Genomic DNA, 19,042 nt, shown 5'->3' on the forward strand with positions numbered 1-19,042 from the left:
CGGCTCTAGACTCGGGGACTGCCGCCGTTAACAACAGAGTAGCCATCACCAACCGGGCGATGGCACCGCCAAAAAAGAAGGTTATACACCATGCCCGCCGAACCAATGGTGCAACACGCTGATCAGGCCCATACCGCGCTTCCGGCCGGTGGGAAACCGAGCCTTTCCTGGAACGCCCTTCTGTGGGGCGCACTTCAGGTCATTACCGCCATTCTCCTGTATACCCAGTCCGATGGTGCCCTGAAGTGGATTGCCGTGGCCCTGGGTATTGCCGGCGTTGCCATGATGCTGCTGCGTCTGCGGAAGGGGGAATCCGGGGGGCAGCGGGCACTGGTGACCGTGTTGCGGGGAATCAACGAGGATCAGGGTGACCTTTCCCGTGAACTCCCCAGGGAACGGGAGGGGGACGAGACTGCGGAACAGTTCAACCAGTTCATTGAACGCCTGCGGACGACCCTGGAGGAGCTGCGCACCCAGACTATCGGAGTGTCCCTGTCCGCCGCACGGGGCCGCAAGCTGACCGAAGAGGCTGCCCAGGACGCGGCACGGCAGGAGTCCTATTCGGAAACCATTTTCAGCTCAAGCGAGGAGTCGTCCAACGCCATCCAGGAACTGGCCCGGCGCACCGCCACCATTGCCGACGCCAACTCCCGGAATCTTGAAGTGGGCCGCAACTCCTCCACCGAACTCCAGGAGGCCGCCCGGCTGATCGCCGAGGTGAGCACCATGATGCAGGAGTTCCAGAGTACCGTCGGTGAGCTTCACAGCACGTCCGACAACATCAGCACCATTCTGGCGACGGTGCAGGAGTTTTCCGACCAGACCAACATGCTCGCGCTCAACGCGGCGATCGAGGCGGCGCGCGCCGGCGAACAGGGTCGCGGTTTCGCGGTGGTGGCGGATGAAGTCCGCACTCTGGCAGGCAAGGTTGGCGGCGCCGCGGATCAGATCGGCGGGCTGATCGGCAAGATGGGCAAGGTGGTGGAACGCACCGCCAACGGTACCAGTGCGATGATGTCCCAGGCTGAAAAGGTCCAGGCATCCGTGGAGTCATCCTCGGAGCACTTCCAGAATATGATCCGGGACTTCGAGACTGCCCATGGTGACCTGCTGCAGATCAGCTCCGCGGTGGAAGAGCTGTCGGTGGTGAACCGGGACGTGCACGAACGCAGCACTGAGATCCGCTCCCTGGGCCAGAAGATCCGCGAGAACATGCAGCATGCCGACACCCAGACCAGCGACCTGGTTGATTCAGCGGATGAGACGCTCCACAAGCTCTGTCAGTTCCGCATCGGCCGTGGCCAGCTGGAGGCCACCCTGGAAAAGGTGGAGGCCCGGCGGGATGTCATTGAGGCGGAAATCGCCAAACTGGTGGCGAAGGGCGTCAACATGTTCGACCGCAACCACAAGCCCATTCCTGGCACCAATCCGCAGAAGTTCGATGTCAGCTACGCGAGGCCTTTCCAGCAGGCCTGCCAGCACCTCATCGACGAGTGGGCCCGTGAGAACGACGGCGCACTCTACTGCCTTCCCCTGGACAATAAGGGCTATGTGGCCATTCATCGCAGCGAGCTTTCTCATCCGCCTTCCGGCAATCCGGAAGTGGATCTGCAGAAGAGCCGGCACATGCGCTTCTTCCAGACCCGGGACATCCCCCATATGGGTCGGTTCAAGTTGCAGAGCTATATCCGCGACACGGGCGAGGTGATGTTCAACCTGTCGGTGCCCATTGCGCCGGATGGCCGTTATTGGGGCGGCCTGTTCATCGGCCTGCCGGCAACAGTTCTGGGCATTGAATAGGGCCGGTCATCAGACCCTGGCCCCGGTGCCCGCGAGAAGACATTCCACCCGGTGCGCCAGTGCGAACACATGATCATCTCTGGCGCCGAGCGCCTCCAGCGCCCTCGCCAGCTGCAGCAGGTAGTCCGCATTGGCGCCGCTGGGGCCCCCGGACCGGGCTATGTGCTTCGCCATTTCCTGCAGGGGAGCCGGGCCGAGAAAGGCAGCGTTGTCGGATCCCGCCACATAGACCAACCCATCGGCATGGTCACCGTTGTCGAAGGTCATTGGGATGAAGAACCGGAGGTAGCCGTTCTTCTCACGGTGATCCAGATGTTCGAAGGTGACCGGCGAGACACGGTATGCCATGCCGAAACAGACCTCACCCGGCGACTCAGTCAGGGTCGCCACCCGTCCTGGAGATTCCGGCGTGCCCCGGTGGTCATGAGATCCCTGCCAGAAGCGCCGGCCCCAGCCCTGAATGCTCGCCGGCCGGCGTTCAAGGAAAGGAAAATCCACCTTGTATATCAGTGAACCGTATCCGAACAGCCAGACATCCTCGAGGTGATCGAGCCTGTGGCGCTCACGGTTCAGGGCTGTGGTATCGAGTGCCATCGTCGGTAACCTCCCTCAGGACGGGTCCATCCGCGAGAAAGTCCCCTGGAAGAATCGCACCGGCAGGCGACAGGCAAGGCTTTTCACCAGCCACTTGATGCTCTTTGGATTGAGGCAGTACGCCCTGAAGAAGTGCCGACTGGCCAGAGAGAACTCGCCCCTGTCGGCCGCCTCGTAGGCGAACGCCACGCTGCTGCCCCTGAGGTTCGTTGCCACGATTTTCATGGCCCGCTCATCGTCCGACCATGTCTCCCTCATGAATTCAAGGGAATCCAGGCGGCGTTTGCGGTATGCGTGGGTTTTGGTGGTATTGGCAGGATGGTCCCGCATGTGGGTCAAATGCGGGCTACAGAGCATGACTTTCCCGTATCGGGTCAGCCGTGCCCACATTTCCGTATCTTCCGCCGCCCCGCCCAGATGCGGCACGAAAAGTCGGGCTCTGGACCAGACGCTCTTACGGACCAGGGCAGACGAACAGTGGACCGGGTTCCGGTGAAGAATATCGTAGTTCGACAATGATCGGTGTGACACAGGGCACCGGATGGCTTCGAACCGAATCTCTTCCTCCTCCTGAAACTTGACCCGTTCATTGCAGACCACGACCCAGTCGGGATTCTGCTTCATCAACGATGTCTGAATGGAAAGCTTTTCCGGGTGCCAGACATCGTCGTCATCCAGCAGCGCAATGAACTCTCCAGAGGCTTCCAGAATCCCGACATTCCGGGCAACCGATAACCCCTGATTGTTTATGGATACCACTTTGATCCGGTCACCATAACGACTGAGAACCTGCATGGTCCGGTCCGTTGAGCCGTCGTTGACCACAAGCAGCTCGACATCGCCATAGGTCTGGTCCAGCACGCTGTCTATGGCCTGCGCTACGTATTGCTCTCCGTTGTAGACGGGAATAACTACTGATACTCGTCCTGGATACTGCATACTGCTCCCTCTGCGCATCAACTACACCGCTCCGTCCCCGGGGTAAGACGTGCAAGTCGTGCCAGGTACTGAACCTCAGCTTTTTACCCTTCTGCTACCAGTACATCGACAATACACCAAATTCCGGGCGCCCGGAAATGCTCAGGTTTTACCCCCCAAGGTCGCCCCGCCCTCGCTCCGGAACGTCGTGCACAGTCGCCGCTACCTCACTGTCCGGAATGGCCAGCGCTCAGTCCCAGTCCGGGGCGAAGTCCGGGTCGGCGATGCGGTCGCCACGGTCAAGGGCATCGATTTCCCGCATTTCGTCATCGGTCAGCCGCAACTTCAGGGCGTCAAGATTGGCAGTCTGATGCTTTGGCCGCGTTGACGAGGGGATGGGTATCACACCCCGGGTTGCACTCCAGGCGATGGCGATCTGCGCGGGCGTTACGTGGCGCGACCTTGCGATCCGCTGCAGCGTCTCGTCTTCCATTACCCGCCCCACCGCCAGGGGCATATAGCCGGTCACGGTGAGACCCAGTTTTTGCGCATGCTCCACGACTTTGCGATTGGCCATGAACGGGTGTACTTCCACCTGATTGGTGAGAATCGGGGTGTCCCCCAGGATTTCACGAGCCTGATCCATCTGTGGGCAGGTGAAGTTGGAAATTCCGATGTGGTCGGTCAGGCCCTCCCGACGGGCATCCTTCAGTGCACCGAGGTATTCCTCCATGGGCACTTCGTCACCTGGAGACGGCCAGTGGATCAGGGCAAGGTCGACATGATCGGTCTTCAGCAGTTGCAGGCTTCTCTGCAGGCTGTTGATCAGGTCACTGGAACGGAGGTTGTCGAACCAGACTTTGGTGGTGATGAAAATGTCCCGGCGAGGGATTCCGCTGGAAGTGATACCGTCGCCCACCGCTGCTTCATTCTCGTACATCTGGGCTGTGTCGATGTGGCGATACCCCAGTGACAAGGCGCTACGGACCGCTTCCCGGGCTTCTTCGCCCTTGAGTCGGAAGGTTCCCATGCCGATGGGTGGTAATGCGTCAAAAGCCATAATGTCCTCCTGTCGCTGAACCCCTGCTTACGACGATAATGCCCGATCCGCTCTGTGTGGATTCAAAAACGGGCGATGGCCTCGTCATGGCAAGGCTGATGGTCTGCAGAATGGAAGAATTCCAGACAGTATAACGTGCCCGAGCGGTCCCGGGAGGCCATCTGCCAATCAATGGGCTTTTTTGCGGGACTCGGAAATCCAGTCCGTAATGGCGAAAAACACACCGGACAGCACGAAGGTAAAGTGAATACCCACTTTCCACCCCAGCTGCTCATTGGTGTACTGCTCGCTCACCAGGAAAGCCTTGAGCAACTCCACGGCGGAGATGGCAACGATGGCGCCGATCAGCTTCAGCTTGAGATCGGCGAAACCCACCTTGCCCATCCAGGCTGGCCGGTCCTCGTGTCCACTGACCCCGATTTTGGAAACAAAGTTTTCATAGCCGCTGAAAATGATGATCAGCAACAGACTGGCAATGAGGGCCGTGTCCACCAGTGTCAGAATGGAAATGACCGTGTCGTATTCCCCGGCGGTCCATATGCCTGCCACCAGGGAGGCCAGCTCTTTCATGAACTTGACCAGCAGGACCACGATCGCCAGGATCAGGCCCACGAAAAACGGGGCCAGTAACCAGCGGCTGTTGAAGATCGCCATTTCCAGGGTTTTCTCGAAACGCTCCATAGATTCTCCTTCGGGAAACACATCGGCAACCGGTGTGCCGCAGGCCAGGCTATCATCGCCTGGCCATCGTTCGCTCATGTTAGCGCAACAGGAGGAACACACCAGTCAGATAAAGTACGAGGATGGCGACACTTTCCGCACCAATCCGGCCGGGCCCCTGGCGTTCACGTCGAATGAGTCCCATCATCAGAATGCCATGCATCAACACGGTCAGCGCCACCCAGAACAGGGCATCCTCACTCATGGCGTGGTAAACCGAGCCATCCCGATAGGCCAGGTCGGAGGCTGCCGTGAAAAGGGTGTCGAAGGCATTACCGCCAATGATCCCCCCCACAGCCAGGGTCAGCGCACCCCGCCGCACGGCCGCCAGCGAGGTCACCAGCTCGGGGATGCTGGTACTGATAGCCGTGAGCATCACACCAACCACCGTCTGACTGAGCGCGGTTTCACGGGAGATGGTGGTTGCCGACGGCTCAAGTGCCCAGCCCGCCAGACCGAGAATCAGCATGAGGATAACGAACTCGATCCATAAGCGGGATACCGCCGGCATGAGGGTGGTATCGTCCGGCGCATCCTCACGGGTCTCCCCCGTGATTGTCGGTTTCCACATGGGCTCCTTCGATGCCCCCTGCACCAGGCGCACGCCGTAAATGTAAAAGCCGAACAGTACAGGCGTGACCGGATGGATGCCCCAGAAGGTCACGTCGGGCAGCATGGGCGCAAGCAGGATCACCGCCAGCAGGCAGATCAGCAATCCGTTCTGCATCATGTTGGGGGCGGAGGCCGCCGCATGTTCCAGGTTGGCGCGGCGGTAGACCATGTCCGCCACCGCCAGGAAGAATGTCTGCACAGCGATGCCGCCCACGGCGTTACTGACCGCAAGTTCAGGGTGTCCCTTCCAGGCTGCGGTAACCGACAGTACAGAACCACCGAGAGAGGTGGCCGCGCCCAGCAGTACAGCGCCGGCAGCGGCCTCGCCAATACCCGTGCGGTCCGCCAGCTGATCCACCACTCCGGTAATACGGGTTCCCGCCAGGGCAATGACAACAGCACACAGGGCAAACGCTATCAGCGCCTGGCCCAGGCTCCACCCTTCCGGCTCCAGCAAAAACATGAATAAGGGGCCTTACTGGCCCCGTTTCCGCCGATGGGTGACCTGCTCGCCGGCGATACCCCAGTTGTCAGTATTCACTTCATCAATGACCACCACGGTGGTAGCGGGGTTCTTGCCCAGCACATCCTGCAGTAGCCTCGTCGCCCCTTCGATCAGGGCCTTCTTGTCCTCGGAAGATACATTCTCGTCGGTAATCTTGATGTTGACGTAAGGCATGGCATTGAGTCCTTGGAAAAAGTGAACAGTGCCTCCATCCTGCCGCGAAGCCGACCGATAGGCAACGACAGCCTTTAGCGACAGACCGGGCGCAGGGCCATCAGACCCAGCACCGGACCGATCACCAGCAGCCAGGTCACACCGGTCCCCAGCGACAACCAGAGGCGCGCTGTCAGCTCGATCGCGAACACGGTGAGCAGGAAGCCCACACTGTTCATGATGGCCAGGGAGCTGCCCACGGATTCGCTCGGTGCCGACTCCGCCGCGAGGGCCGAGAACTGGGGCGAATCGGCGATCACAGCCATGCCCCAGACCATCAGCAGAAGCATCGAAAGCCAGGCCGGGGCGGATCCGAGCCAGGGCCAGAGCAGGCACATCAGTCCCGACACCGACAGAGCAATGAAAGCAACCCGGGCACTGCCGATCCTTCGGCTGACCATGCCCCCAAGGACACAACCAACAGCGCCGGAGGCAATAAACAGGAAGCTGGCCAGAGAGATCAGTGCGGGGTCGCCATCCTTGCCCGGCAGGCTGGCCGCCACCAGCAGGGGCGCCAGGGCCCACACCGCATAAAGCTCCCACATATGGCCGAAATAGCCCAGGGCCGCCGCCCGGAAGCGTGGCGAGCGAAAGGATCTCACTACCCCGCCCCAGTTGAAATGGCCGCTGGCCGGGAGGCTGGGACCGTCTCCAAGACGCGCCACCATCAACCCCGCGACCACAGCGAGCACAGAGGAGGACAGAACGACCGGTTGCCAGTTCCACCCTGTGCTCAAGCCCCGCATCAGATGAGGAAAGGCCGTGCCCAGGGTAAGCATGCCCACCAGCCAGCCCAGGGCAAGGCCCTTCTTTTCCGGCGCCCAGCTGGCCACCAGCTTCATGCCGATCGGATAGATACCGGCCAGGCACAGGCCGGTCAGGAAGCGCCAGATCAGGCCTGCCCCTGCTCCCGGCGAGAGCACGAACAGACCGTTGGTGACGGCACCCGCCAGCGCGCACACCAGGAAAATCCGGCTGGCCCGCCAGCGGTCCGCCAGGCCGGAGATCGCAAAGATCAGGGTGCCCAGTATGAACCCCAGCTGCACCGCACCTGTTAACCGGGCGACCTCGGCGGGACCAACGCCCCAGGATGCCATCAGACCGGGCATCACCGCATTGGGGGTGAACCACAGCGAGGTGCCAAAAAACTGCGCCATCACAATGATGATCAAGGCAGGGCGCTGGTTCGGCAGGGGCTTTGATGGGCCGGGAGAAATCACAGGAAATTGATCACGATGAGGCCGGCGACGGTAAACGTGAAAACCAGGCCGAGAAGAGCCAGCAGGCCATCCAGGGAGATCATGGCCAGACCAAACACCGCCAGGGCAAAACCGGCAGCACTGGCTGAAAAGGGAATGACTTCCATGAGGGGCATGAAGGCGGCGATCACCACACAGACAGCGCTGATCAGGTAACTGCCCGGGCCTCGAACCACCGGAACCAGCCTGGGATGGAGTCGTGCATCGATAAATCTCGCGGCGGGTAACAGAAAGCGGATGCCGCGGTGCAGCTTTTCGGCGGGCAGGGTGCGATTCATCATCCAGCCAGGCAGCCAGTAACCGGGACCCAGCACCAGCATCTGTGCGGAAACAAACAGGATCAGGAGACCGCTCAGGGTGGGGACCCCGGGAATGCCGCTGATGGGAGACATCAGCAGAACCCCCACAATCACCAGCACCGGACCAAAGGAGCGGCTCCCCACCGTATCCATGATGGTGCCCAGCCTGACCCACGGTTGCTCTGTCGTGGTCCGGACGATCCGGTCCAGTACCTGCTGAAGATTGGCGGGATCACTCATCGAGCGCGCTCCGCCACTGTATGCCTTCTGATTTCCATTTGGCGCATGTGCTTTACGATAACCCCCTCCAGCGCGGGCAAAAACAGCTGACTGTGACTTGTCCGAAAGCTCCGACCCATAGGACCGGAACACGGTTTCCAGGCCATTAGCTTAGCCTGTTCAGCTGTCGAATGCGCAGCGCTTCATAACGGCTGTATCTATTTTCTATATCGGCCTGATAAATAATGCCACTGACCGGTAACTGGTCATCCGGGAGGGGCTGTTCTATAGCTATTCAGCGTTCGGAAACCAATCAGGCATCAGAAGAGGATACGAGACGATGACCGACAAGAAACCGACCACAACCGATGCGGGGATACCGGTTGCGAGCGATGAACACTCCCTGTCCGTGGGCCCGAATGGTCCGCTGCTGCTTCACGACCATTATCTGATCGAACAGATGGCCAATTTCAACCGGGAGCGCATCCCGGAGCGGCAGCCCCACGCCAAGGGTGGTGGCGCCTTCGGTTACTTCGAGACCACCGAGGATATGAGCCCCTACACCAAGGCGGCCCTGTTCCAGAAAGGCACCAGAACCGACCTGGTCATCCGCTTCTCCAGTGTCGCGGGGGAGCGGGGCAGCCCCGATACCTGGCGCGACCCGCGGGGTTTTTCCATCAAGTTCTACACCAGCGAAGGCAACTACGACATGGTGGGCAACAACACCCCCATCTTCTTCGTGCGGGATCCCTTGAAGTTCCAGCATTTCATCCGCTCCCAGAAGCGCAGGGCGGACAATGACCTGCGTGACCACGACATGCAGTGGGATTTCTGGACCCTGTCCCCCGAGTCCGCTCACCAGGTGACCTGGCTGATGGGCGACCGGGGCATCCCCAGGACCTGGCGCCATATGAACGGGTATTCCAGCCACGCCTACATGTGGGTCAACGCCGAAGGCGAGAAGTTCTGGGTGAAATACCACTTCAAGACCGATCAGGGCATTGATTATCTGCCGCAGGAAGAGGCCGATCGCATCGCCGGTGAGGACGTGGACTACCATCGTCGCGACCTGTTCAACACCATCAGGCAGGGCGACTACCCGACCTGGACCCTTTACATGCAGATCATGCCCTTCAGGGAAGCGGAAACCTACCGCATCAATCCGTTCGACCTGACCAAGGTCTGGCCCCACGAGGACTACCCCCTGATCAAGGTGGGCAAGCTGACCCTCAACCAGAATCCCACGGATTTTCACACCGAGATCGAGCAGGCCGCCTTCGAGCCCAACAACCTGGTGCCGGGGATCGGTATAAGCCCGGACAAGATGCTGATCGGGCGAGTGTTTTCCTATGCCGATGCCCATCGGGCGCGGCTCGGGGTGAATTACAAGCAGATTCCCGTGAATTCACCCAGATCGCCCGTTCACAGCTACAGCAAGGACGGCGCCATGCGGGTCCAGAAAGTATCCGACCCGGTCTATGCTCCCAACTCGAAAGGCGGCCCCGCCGCGGATGGGGAGCGCTACCCCACCGACTCCACATGGGAAACCAGTGGTGACATGGTTCGCGCCGCCTACACGCTGCGGGAGGATGACGACGACTTCAGCCAGGCCAATGTCCTGATCAACAAAGTCATGGATGATGCCGCCCGGGATCGCCTGGTCAGCAATGTGGTTGGCCACGTCAAGGACGGTGTTGAGGAGCCGGTGCTCTCCCGGGTATTCGAGTACTGGAAGAACATCGACCAGGCCATCGGCGAGCGTATTGAGAAAGGCGTCAGGGGCGGCTGAATGAACCTGACCCTGCAATCCGGCAGCCGGGAGGCTGTCGGTTTGTTACTCCCTGGCGAAGTCGTTTCCTGCCCTTTCCTTCCAAACCGTAATCCGGCCCGGCCCACATTTGCAGAATTGTGTGCTAATCCTGAACAGACACTCAGGAACGCTGGCAGGAGGCCTCATGTTTATTCAAAAGATCAAATCGGAAGGACTTTCACATCTCTCCTACCTGGTTGGGAACAAGGGCAAGGCCTTCGTCATCGACCCTCGACGCGATTGTGAGATCTATATGGAGGAGGCTGCCAAAGCAGGCTGCCGCATCACCCATGTTTTCGAGACCCACCGTAACGAAGACCTGATTTCGGGCGCACCGATACTGGCGAAGCTGACAGGTGCCCGGGTACTCCACGGACCCAATGCCATGGGCGATGTGACCTACGCGGACACGACTCGTGACGGAGACACCTACGAATTCGGTAACCTGACACTGCAGGTACTGGAAACCCCCGGCCATACGGACGACAGCCTCTCGTTTGCCGTGTTCGACACGGACCACGGCGACGGTGCCGTTGGCGTTTTCACCGGAGACGCCCTGTTCATTGGCGATGTGGGCAGGACGGATTTTTACCCCGACCGGGCCGAGGAAGTGGCGGGCCTGCTCTACGACAGCCTGCAGAAAATACTGGCCCTGGGTGACCAGGCCATTCTCTATCCGGCCCATGGTGCAGGGTCCGTGTGCGGCGATAACATGGCGGACCGGGAGTTTTCATCACTGGGGTATGAACGCCAGTACAACGACAGGCTCAGGATCGACTCGCGCGAGCGGTTTATCAAGGAGAAGATTGCAGAGCATCATTACCAGCCACCCTATTTCCGGCTGATGGAAAAGCTCAATCTGACCGGCGCGGACCCCGCGCCCCGGGTAACCACCCCGGTCCCGCTTTCACCCAATGAATTTCATGACCTTCCGGATACAACGGCCATTATCGACGTCCGTACGGTCAGTGCGTTTCTCGGGGCCCATCTGCCGGGAAGCCTGGCTATCCCCGCCCCCATGATTCCGGCGTTTGCGGGCTGGTATATCGAGCCTGGTCAGCCTGTGGTACTGGTGGCGGCCGATCCCGGCCAGGCCCGGGAAGCGGCTCAGCACCTGATCCGGATCGGCCTGGATAACCTCAGGGGATTCCTGACCACGGATATGCCCGAGTGGTCTGCCAGAGGGCTCCCTTTTCACTCGCTGCCTGCCATGCACGTGGACGACATTCGGGAACGGTTCCGGAACCCTCCGGAAAACTGGCAACTGCTGGACGTGCGGAGCATAACGGAATATGAGGAGGAGGCCATCGACGGATCTGTCCACGTTTACGTCGGCGAGCTGCCCGAGCAGCTGGACCGGCTTGACGGGAACCGGCATTACACGGTGATGTGTGCCAGCGGGGCTCGGGCGACCATAGCCGCGTCGGTGCTGGAACGTGCCGGGTTCAGCCGGGTGGATGTCTTTCTGGGGTCGTTCGGTGCCTGGAAGTCCAGGGACTGAAGCGGCGCCGGGCAAGAACCTTACCCCGATAGCACCGGAGTGGTAGGATTCCCGATAAAGCATTGTTTTGGTAGGGACGCTTATGACCACCATCGCTGATCGGCCAGGGTGGGTGTTCTATTGCTCGCTGGTGCTGCTTGCAGGCTTCGTTGGTATCGGAATCTGGTTTCCTGAGCAGCTGGCTTATGGGGCGTCGCAGGCACTCGCCTTCACGACGGAGCACTTCGGCTGGCTGTACCTGTTCGCGGCAACAGCCTTTCTGTTCTTCTGCGTGGGTGTGGCCCTGTCTGACTATGGCCATATTCGCCTGGGTGCGGATGGGGAAAGTCCTGAATTCGCCTACCCCGCCTGGCTGGGGATGATTTTTTCCGCAGGCATGGGCATCGGCCTTGTGTTCTGGGGCGTTGCCGAGCCCATGACCCACTACAACGAGCCACCCCTGGGGCTGGCCACACCACAAACGCCTGAGGCCGCGAGCCTGGGCATGCGTTACTCCCTGTTCCACTGGGGCTTTCATCAATGGGCCAACTTCGCTCTGGTGGGGCTCGCCATCGCCTACGTGCGGTTCCGTCAGCAACGACCCGGACTGATCAGCGAGGCCTTCCGGGCATCCCTGGGAGGTCGTGTGGATGGCGGGTTCGGCCATGCCATCAACATTCTCGCAGTGGTATCCACCGTGTTCGGCGTTGCCACAACCCTCGGGCTGGGGATCATCCAGATCAACAGCGGCCTGAATACCGTCGCTGACGTCGGCTTTGGCATCACCCAGCAACTGTCGATACTGGGTGGCATATCCATCATTTTCCTTATTTGCGCCCTGTTCCCCCTGGAAAGTGGCGTACGCTACGTCAGCGATGCCAATATGGTGCTGGCCTCTGCCGTTCTCCTTTTCGTTTTCTTCGCGGGACCGACCGACTTCATCACTGCTGCGATGACCAACGCCATTGGGGAATACTTCGGCAATGTCATTGGCATGAGCCTGGTAATGACACCCTATACCGGCGAGGACTGGGTAGAGCGGTGGACCATTTTCTACTGGGCCTGGGGGCTGTCATGGGCGCCCTTTGTAGGAAGCTTCATAGCCCGGATATCCCGGGGGCGCACCATCCGTGAGTTTGTTCTCGGGGTCATCGGCATGCCGGTGCTCCTGAGCATCGTCTGGTTTGCAACTTTTGGCGGCTCTGCCCTGTTTTTCGAACTGTTCGAGGAGGCCGGCATCGCAGCGGCGGTAAGTCAGGAAATCAGCTCGGGACTGTTCCAGATGCTGGCGTTGCTGCCGGCCAACGACATTGTCGCTCCTCTCGTCCTGCTTCTGATCATCCTCTTCGTCATCACATCCGCAAATTCGGCCACCTTCGTTCTGGGCATGTTCACCAGTCAGGGCACCCTGGATCCGAAGCGGTGGCTCCGGATTCTGTGGGGCGTCTCGCAGGTTCTCGTGGCGGGTGTGCTGCTGATGAGCGGCGGCCTGGCGGCACTGCAGACGATCTCCATCGTGGCAGCGTTTCCGTTCATGGTGCTGATGATCTTTATGGCAGCCTCCCTGCTGAAATCCCTGCGCAACGAGCGGCGCCAGTCCGAATTCCACGAGGCGCTGCTTCGGGAGCGTATGGCGCGCATGCTGGAGGAACATGAAAAGAGGCGGGAACAGGAAGGTGCGCTCCGGGAGGAGACCGCTACCGGCGACAGGCCCGGTAGCGGCTATTCGGATCAGTAAAGTTCGCCAAGGGAGGCCTTGCGGAAAGGCTCCACCTCGGCGGATCGACCCTCTTTCACCTTGACCAGCCACTCCGGGTCCTGCAGAAGGGCCCGGCCGACGGCGATCAGGTCAAACTCATCATTGTTCATACGCTCAACCAGCTCATCAATTCCCGCCTCGGAAACAGCCTCCTGTTTGCTGGCGAAGGTGCCGGCAATGAAGTCCTCCGTCAGGCCGACGCTGCCCACGGACATGGTGGGCATGCCGGTGATCTTCTTGACCCAGCCCGCCAGGTTGAGATTGGAGCCTTCGAATTCCGGCTCCCAGAAGCGACGGGTGGAAGCATGGAAGATGTCCACACCCGCATCCACCAGTGGCCTGAGGAAGGCTTCCAGCTCTTCCGGCGTCTGTGCCAGCCTGGCGTCGTAGTCCTGCATCTTCCACTGGGAAAAGCGCAGCATGATGGGAAAGTCCGGACCCACCTTCTCGCGGATGGCCTCGATAATCTCGATGGCGAAGCGCTGCCGGTTGAGCATGCTGCCGCCGTATTCGTCGTCGCGCTGGTTGGTGCCCTCCCAGAAGAACTGGTCGATCAGGTAGCCGTGGGCACCGTGAACCTCAACACCATCAAAGCCAATGGCCTTGGCATCGGCGGCGGCATCGGCGAACGCCCTGACCACATCCTGGATGTCCTGCTTCGTCATGACCTTGCACACCACCTTGCCAGGCCTGTTCATACCGGATGGCGCATAACCCGGCACACTGGGGTCCGGTTCGATTCCCTCTTTGCGAACCGCACCGACGTGCCACAACTGCGGGAAAATCTTCCCCCCCACCTCATGGACGGCATCCACCACTTTCTTCCAGCCAGCCAGGGCCTTCTCTCCGTGGAAGAAGGGAACGTTCTGGTAGCCATTGGCGGCAATATGGTTGACGGTGGTGCCCTCGGTAATCAGAAGTCCTACGCCATTCTCGGCCCGACGTTTGTAGTACGCCACCACGTCATCAGTGGGGACATTGCCCGGGGAGAAGTTGCGGGTCATGGGGGCCATGGCCACGCGGTTGGCGAGCTTCAGGGATTTTATTTCAAACGGCTCGAAAAGAGGGCCGAGGTTCGCGGACATGGGGGACGCACTCCTGACAGTTTTTGGATGGGTATCCGGGTGAATTCGTGATTTCGGGCCGTGGTGAGGGGCAGGCTCCCGAATATGGTCTCTTTACGAAACCTTATTCAATCCGGTTTCATATTGCAACCCTATTGCGTACACTTTGACCATGGCAAGAAAACGTTTTGATGATTCCAGCTGCTCCGTCGCCCGGGCCCTCAATGAAGTGGGGGACTGGTGGTCACTGCTGATTGTACTGCAGGCCATGTATGGCACCCGTCGCTTCGTGGACTTCCAGCAGGAACTGGGCATCGCCCGCAACATCCTGGTGGACAGGTTGTGCCGCCTGGTGGATAACGAAGTTCTGCGCAAGGTGGACGTGGGCGAACACGGACCCCGTTTTGAATACCGTCTTACCGACAAGGGCCGGGACCTGTTTCCGGTGGTCATCGCCCTGCGCCAGTGGGGGGACAGGTACAACCCCAGCCCGGACCAGCCACCTCTGGATCTTCGTGACCGCCCCTCGGGCCGGCCCATCCGTCAGTTGGAAGTGCAGGATGCGGAGGGCAAACCCCTGACCGTGCGTGACGTCTTCGTGGCGGAGGACAATAATGAAGCCCCCTCCAACGGCAAGAAGCAGGCCTGACAGATTCGGTGATTTTCGGACTTTTTGAGCTGAATCAATGTTCTGCAAGCACCATTGCGCTCCAGGATAGACTCTTGCGTTAGATCAATTCCCTTTTTCGCCGCCGCGTTAGCCTTGACCCGTCAACAACTTTTGGTCAAGGAGTTACATCTATGTCCCGTAAATTCACTCTGAGCGTTCTCGCGGCAGGCCTTCTGGCGGCAACTTCCGCGCAGGCCTATCAGGCGGGGGATATCATTATCAGGGCTGGCGCTGTTGCGGTAGACCCGCAGGAGTCGAGCGGCAGCGTACTGGCGGATGGCGCTGATCTGGGTGGCTGGGAGGTCGGCCTGGACTCGAACCGACAGCTGGGCCTGGCAGGCACCTATATGGTGACCAGCCATATCGGTGTGGGACTTCTGGCGGCGACACCGTTCAAGCACAATATCAGCGCAGCCGGCGCCATTGCCGGCGCCGGCAAGCTGGGGGAAACCAAGCACCTGCCCCCGACACTGACTCTGCAGTACTACCCGATGGGATCCGCCAGCCGTTTCCAGCCTTACGCCGGCCTTGGGGTCAACTACACCATCTTCTTCGAGGAGGCGACCACGGACACGCTGAACGGTGCCCTTGGTGTGGATTCGACCACCCTGGACCTGGATGACAGCGTGGGCATCGCGGCCGAATTCGGTTTTGACTATGCACTGTCTGAAGAATTCGGTTTCAACGCAGCCATCTGGTGGGCGGATATCGACACCGAAGGCACTATCAGGACCCAGGCCAGCGGTGCTCCCGGCCCTGTTGGAACCGTCGATGTGGAGATCGACCCCCTGGTCTACATGGTCGGCTTCACCTACAGATTCTGATCAGTGTGAGACGTTCGTGCCCCGGCACCCGTGGACTGGTGGTGCCGGAGCGCGTTCTCCCTTGCGGGGCCCTGGTGGCCCCGCTTTTTTTACTGAAAGAAAATCAGCCACGGAAAACACGGAAAAACACCAACGAAAAGATCAGAACCAGAATGATTCAGTTCTTTGTCTGGGTTTTTCCGTGTTTTCCGTGGCTGAAGAATATCTCTTTGCGGCTATCCGGGGGCTCTCAGCCCCCGAACATCAGGCCGTCTGGCGCGGAGCGGAGCGGCCCTGACCACCACCACTGCGTCCACGGCCGCCGCTGCGACCGGCGGGCTTCGGGCCGAAGCTGCGCTGGCCCTCGGAACGGCCACTGCCACTGCGAGCGCCGCCACCGGCACCACGGTTGCGGGCACGGCTGGGGTCGGCCTTGGCCTTGGGCTTCAGCGGCAGGTTGTTGATGGGCTCGAAGCCCTCCACTTCCTTGCGGGGCAGCTGCTTCTTGATCAGCTTCTCGATATCCGCCAGCAGCTTGCCTTCGTCTGCGCTGACCAGTGACAGGGCATGACCGCTCTCGCCAGCACGACCGGTGCGGCCGATGCGGTGGACATAGTCCTCCGGCACATTGGGCAGCTCGAAGTTCACCACCTGGGGCAACTGCTTGATGTCCAGGCCGCGGGCCGCGATGTCCGTGGCCACCAGCACACGGATATCCCCCTGCTTGAACTCCGCCAGAGCCCGGGTACGGGCGCCCTGGGACTTGTTGCCGTGGATGGCGGCGGCCTTGATGCCGTCGCCTTCCAGCTTCTTGGTCAGGCGGTTTGCGCCATGCTTGGTGCGGGTGAACACCAGCACCTGCTCCCAGTTGTTATCCCGCACCAGCTTGCTCAGCAGGGCGGATTTCTGGCTCTGGTCCACCGGATAGACCGACTGCAGGACCTTCTCGGCAGTGGTGTTACGGACCGCGACGTCCACCTGTACCGGGTTGTTCAACAGGCCCTGGGCCAGGGTACGGATCTCGTTGGAGAAGGTGGCGGAAAACAGCAGGTTCTGACGCTTCGCCGGCAGCAGTGCGAGAATCTTGCGGATATCGCGGATAAAGCCCATGTCCAGCATGCGGTCGGCTTCATCCAGTACCAGGATTTCCACTTCGTCAAAGCGCACGGCGTTCTGCTGGTAAAGGTCCATCAGGCGACCGGGCGTGGCCACCAGCACGTCCAGACCCTTGCGCAGCTTCATCATCTGCGGGTTGATCTTGACGCCACCGAACACCACGGCGGCCTTGGTGGGCACGTATTTGCTGTACAGGTTCACACTGTCATGGACCTGGGCCGCCAGCTCACGGGTCGGCGTGAGGATCAGGGCGCGGGGACCCTTGCCGGTGCGCGGGTTGGCGCTCAGGCGCTGCAGCAAAGGCAGGGTAAAGCCGGCGGTCTTGCCGGTACCGGTCTGGGCGGCCGCCATCACGTCCTTGCCGGACAGTACGGCAGGAATGGCCTGGGCCTGGATGGGGGACGGGGTTTCATAGCCCTGGTCGGTGGTTGCACGGACCAGTTGCTCGGACAGACCGAGTGAAGAAAAACTCATATTTGATGAACTCTTGATTGTTCTGCCTCCACGATCGACGGTAAATCCGTTAACGAATGTGGGCAGATGCCATGGCAAAGCATGGAGTATAAAGACGACTACGGTCCTTCGCCGGTATCGGGAGGACGTCCTCTGACGGGTCGTATGAAAGTATTCGCACGGAGGCCTTGTGGCCGAAACTGCGGATCCTTAGAGGCAGGATGCGGGCACGTTAACAGAGCCCCCGGAGAATAGCCATAGGTGTTTGTCGCCAATATCCCGGGCCCCGTAATGTTTCACTATGGAGCCAGCATCCAGGTCATCGTGGCCGCCAGCAACCCGCCAGCCAGCAGACTGACCACCGAGTGCGACAGATTCCACCGGAATGCGGCCACCCTGGCGGAATAGCCGGTGACCCTCTCCATCAGTAACGAATTGGCCGAATAGGGTGTACCCCCTGTGGTGATGCCCCAGCCGGACACCATGCCGATTCCCAGCCCCAGAACCGACTCCACGGGCCAGATGGGGCCAAGCACACCGCCGGTCAGGGTGCCGATGACAATCGGGTTCAGGCCCAGCATACCTCCGCAAAAGAACACCCAGGGCACCAGCGCGGCCACCAGGGGATAGCCCCAGCCCGGCAGAATGAAGCCGGCGCCAAGCCACTTCAGGGCAAAACTGCTGATCAGTGCGCCGAGGAAGGCGGAGCCCCCCACGATCACCAGTTCATTGCTGACCGGCGCCATGGACGGCAGCGGATTACGCTGACCCGCTGGGGCCGTTGCCACGGTATGCACGAACAGCAGGCCCACCATGCTCAGGCAGCTCAGGGTCACCGCCTTGGAATAACTCAGCCCACCGGGCCCGCTGAGGACAAAGGCCCCCAGGCAGATAACGCCGATAATGGCGGAGAACCGCACCCAGGGGAGGTATCGTTGCCAACCTGATGCCGTTATCTCCAACTGGGCCGGTCCTGGCTCCTCCCGTTCGATGAACAGCAGACCGCTCAGCAGATAGACAGTGGCCAGGGGCAGGCTGAAGGAAATCAGTTCCCAGCTGTGGAGGCCGGGCAGGAAGGTGACGGTCATGACCACCGAGATGGACAGCGGGGAACAGGTAGGCGAAGCGCCGAAGCCCCGCAGGGTCCCCCGGCAGGCATTGCGGGCCATGGCCGAGTCCCCATGGCGCCTGACCTGGCCAGCGATCATCGACGATACCACGCCCACCGAGCCGAAGTTCAGCGGCACGGACAGCACCGTCGTCCCGAAACTCACGCTGAGGTAACGCGCCGTGGGGCGCCCGGCGAAGAGACTGGCGGAGATCCACTCCAGATCACGGGAGCGGCCCAGCAGAGAGGACAGCAGCATCACCGTCAGGATCAGCGCCGTCAGCCGGGTCATGTTGACGGCGCCGTCCATGAGTGCGGAGGGTTCGTCCACCAGGGCCAGCGCGGACATGGCCACCAGCAGACCAAAGATAATCCTGGCCACCAGACGCAACTCGCGCCAGCCCAGCAGTATCGCCAGTACAATGGCGGCCGCGCCCACCACCGCCATGCCGGGGACCAGGGAAAGCACGCCGCACAATAACGCCAGGTAAGCCAGTGCCGACCGGGTGACGGTAAGTACCCCGGTAGAGAAAACGTCTGTCATCAATCAACCTGAATCGGGACCGGGGAGTTGAGGTAC

17 protein-coding genes are annotated in these 19,042 nt (G+C 60.7%); 6 read left to right on the forward strand and 11 right to left on the reverse strand.

Going from position 1 to position 19,042, the window contains the following annotated elements:
- The first annotated feature begins 90 nt into the window (after positions 1–90).
- Positions 91–1,800, forward strand: coding sequence for a methyl-accepting chemotaxis protein (locus BM346_RS10210; RefSeq protein WP_092011744.1), 1,710 nt, complete (start codon positions 91–93; stop codon positions 1,798–1,800).
- 9 nt (positions 1,801–1,809) lie between these two features.
- Here the strand turns inward: BM346_RS10210 and BM346_RS10215 are convergent, their stop codons facing one another.
- The 8 genes from BM346_RS10215 to BM346_RS10250 form a co-directional block, all read right to left on the reverse strand.
- Positions 1,810–2,394: a gamma-glutamylcyclotransferase gene (locus BM346_RS10215; RefSeq protein WP_092011748.1), complete on the reverse strand. Its 585-nt coding sequence runs from the start codon at positions 2,392–2,394 to the stop codon at positions 1,810–1,812.
- Positions 2,395–2,409: 15 nt separating this feature from the next.
- Complete coding sequence (locus BM346_RS10220) at positions 2,410–3,333, reverse strand: glycosyltransferase family 2 protein (RefSeq protein WP_167812602.1); 924 nt, start codon at positions 3,331–3,333, stop codon at positions 2,410–2,412.
- Positions 3,334–3,562: 229 nt separating this feature from the next.
- A complete protein-coding gene (gene dkgB / locus BM346_RS10225; protein WP_092011755.1) occupies positions 3,563–4,372 on the reverse strand; it encodes a 2,5-didehydrogluconate reductase DkgB in 810 nt (269 codons plus the stop codon).
- Between the two features lie 168 nt (positions 4,373–4,540).
- Positions 4,541–5,053 carry a TIGR00645 family protein gene (locus BM346_RS10230; protein WP_092011758.1) on the reverse strand — a complete coding sequence of 171 codons (513 nt, stop codon included), beginning with the start codon at positions 5,051–5,053 and terminating at the stop codon, positions 4,541–4,543.
- Positions 5,054–5,132: 79 nt separating this feature from the next.
- Positions 5,133–6,167 carry a sodium:calcium antiporter gene (locus tag BM346_RS10235; RefSeq protein WP_092011761.1) on the reverse strand — a complete coding sequence of 345 codons (1,035 nt, stop codon included), beginning with the start codon at positions 6,165–6,167 and terminating at the stop codon, positions 5,133–5,135.
- A gap of 12 nt (positions 6,168–6,179) precedes the next feature.
- On the reverse strand, positions 6,180–6,383 hold the full coding sequence (locus tag BM346_RS10240) for a 2-hydroxymuconate tautomerase family protein (protein ID WP_092011763.1): 204 nt from the start codon (positions 6,381–6,383) through the stop codon (positions 6,180–6,182).
- A gap of 74 nt (positions 6,384–6,457) precedes the next feature.
- Positions 6,458–7,594, reverse strand: coding sequence for an MFS transporter (locus tag BM346_RS10245; protein ID WP_227662830.1), 1,137 nt, complete (start codon positions 7,592–7,594; stop codon positions 6,458–6,460).
- Between the two features lie 44 nt (positions 7,595–7,638).
- The gene (locus BM346_RS10250) at positions 7,639–8,220 is read right to left on the reverse strand and encodes an exopolysaccharide biosynthesis protein (protein WP_092011766.1); all 582 of its coding nucleotides are present in this window, start codon (positions 8,218–8,220) and stop codon (positions 7,639–7,641) included.
- Between the two features lie 319 nt (positions 8,221–8,539).
- Between BM346_RS10250 and BM346_RS10255 the strand changes: the two genes are divergently transcribed.
- From BM346_RS10255 to BM346_RS10265, 3 genes are all read left to right on the forward strand, one after another.
- A complete protein-coding gene (locus tag BM346_RS10255) occupies positions 8,540–9,988 on the forward strand; it encodes a catalase (protein WP_092011769.1) in 1,449 nt (482 codons plus the stop codon).
- Between the two features lie 166 nt (positions 9,989–10,154).
- On the forward strand, positions 10,155–11,510 hold the full coding sequence (locus BM346_RS10260; protein WP_092011772.1) for an MBL fold metallo-hydrolase: 1,356 nt from the start codon (positions 10,155–10,157) through the stop codon (positions 11,508–11,510).
- An 82-nt stretch (positions 11,511–11,592) separates the two neighbouring features.
- Positions 11,593–13,227, forward strand: coding sequence for a BCCT family transporter (locus BM346_RS10265; RefSeq protein WP_092011775.1), 1,635 nt, complete (start codon positions 11,593–11,595; stop codon positions 13,225–13,227).
- Here BM346_RS10265 and BM346_RS10270 read toward each other — a convergent pair.
- A complete protein-coding gene (locus BM346_RS10270; RefSeq protein WP_092011778.1) occupies positions 13,221–14,333 on the reverse strand; it encodes an NADH:flavin oxidoreductase in 1,113 nt (370 codons plus the stop codon). The two genes, BM346_RS10265 and BM346_RS10270, sit on opposite strands and share 7 nt — an antisense overlap.
- A 151-nt stretch (positions 14,334–14,484) precedes the next feature.
- On the opposite strand from BM346_RS10270, the gene BM346_RS10275 reads away from it, so the two are divergent.
- Both BM346_RS10275 and BM346_RS10280 read left to right on the forward strand, forming a co-directional pair.
- Complete coding sequence (locus BM346_RS10275) at positions 14,485–14,961, forward strand: winged helix-turn-helix transcriptional regulator (protein WP_092011781.1); 477 nt, start codon at positions 14,485–14,487, stop codon at positions 14,959–14,961.
- 152 nt (positions 14,962–15,113) lie between these two features.
- A complete protein-coding gene (locus BM346_RS10280; protein WP_092011784.1) occupies positions 15,114–15,806 on the forward strand; it encodes an OmpW/AlkL family protein in 693 nt (230 codons plus the stop codon).
- A gap of 243 nt (positions 15,807–16,049) precedes the next feature.
- Here the strand turns inward: BM346_RS10280 and BM346_RS10285 are convergent, their stop codons facing one another.
- A complete protein-coding gene (locus BM346_RS10285) occupies positions 16,050–17,375 on the reverse strand; it encodes a DEAD/DEAH box helicase (protein ID WP_092011787.1) in 1,326 nt (441 codons plus the stop codon).
- A gap of 278 nt (positions 17,376–17,653) precedes the next feature.
- Complete coding sequence (locus tag BM346_RS10290) at positions 17,654–19,006, reverse strand: hypothetical protein (protein WP_092011790.1); 1,353 nt, start codon at positions 19,004–19,006, stop codon at positions 17,654–17,656.
- Positions 19,007–19,042: the final 36 nt, after the last annotated feature.

The sequence above is a fragment of the Marinobacter daqiaonensis genome (assembly GCF_900115285.1).
GTDB classification, from domain to species: domain Bacteria; phylum Pseudomonadota; class Gammaproteobacteria; order Pseudomonadales; family Oleiphilaceae; genus Marinobacter; species Marinobacter daqiaonensis.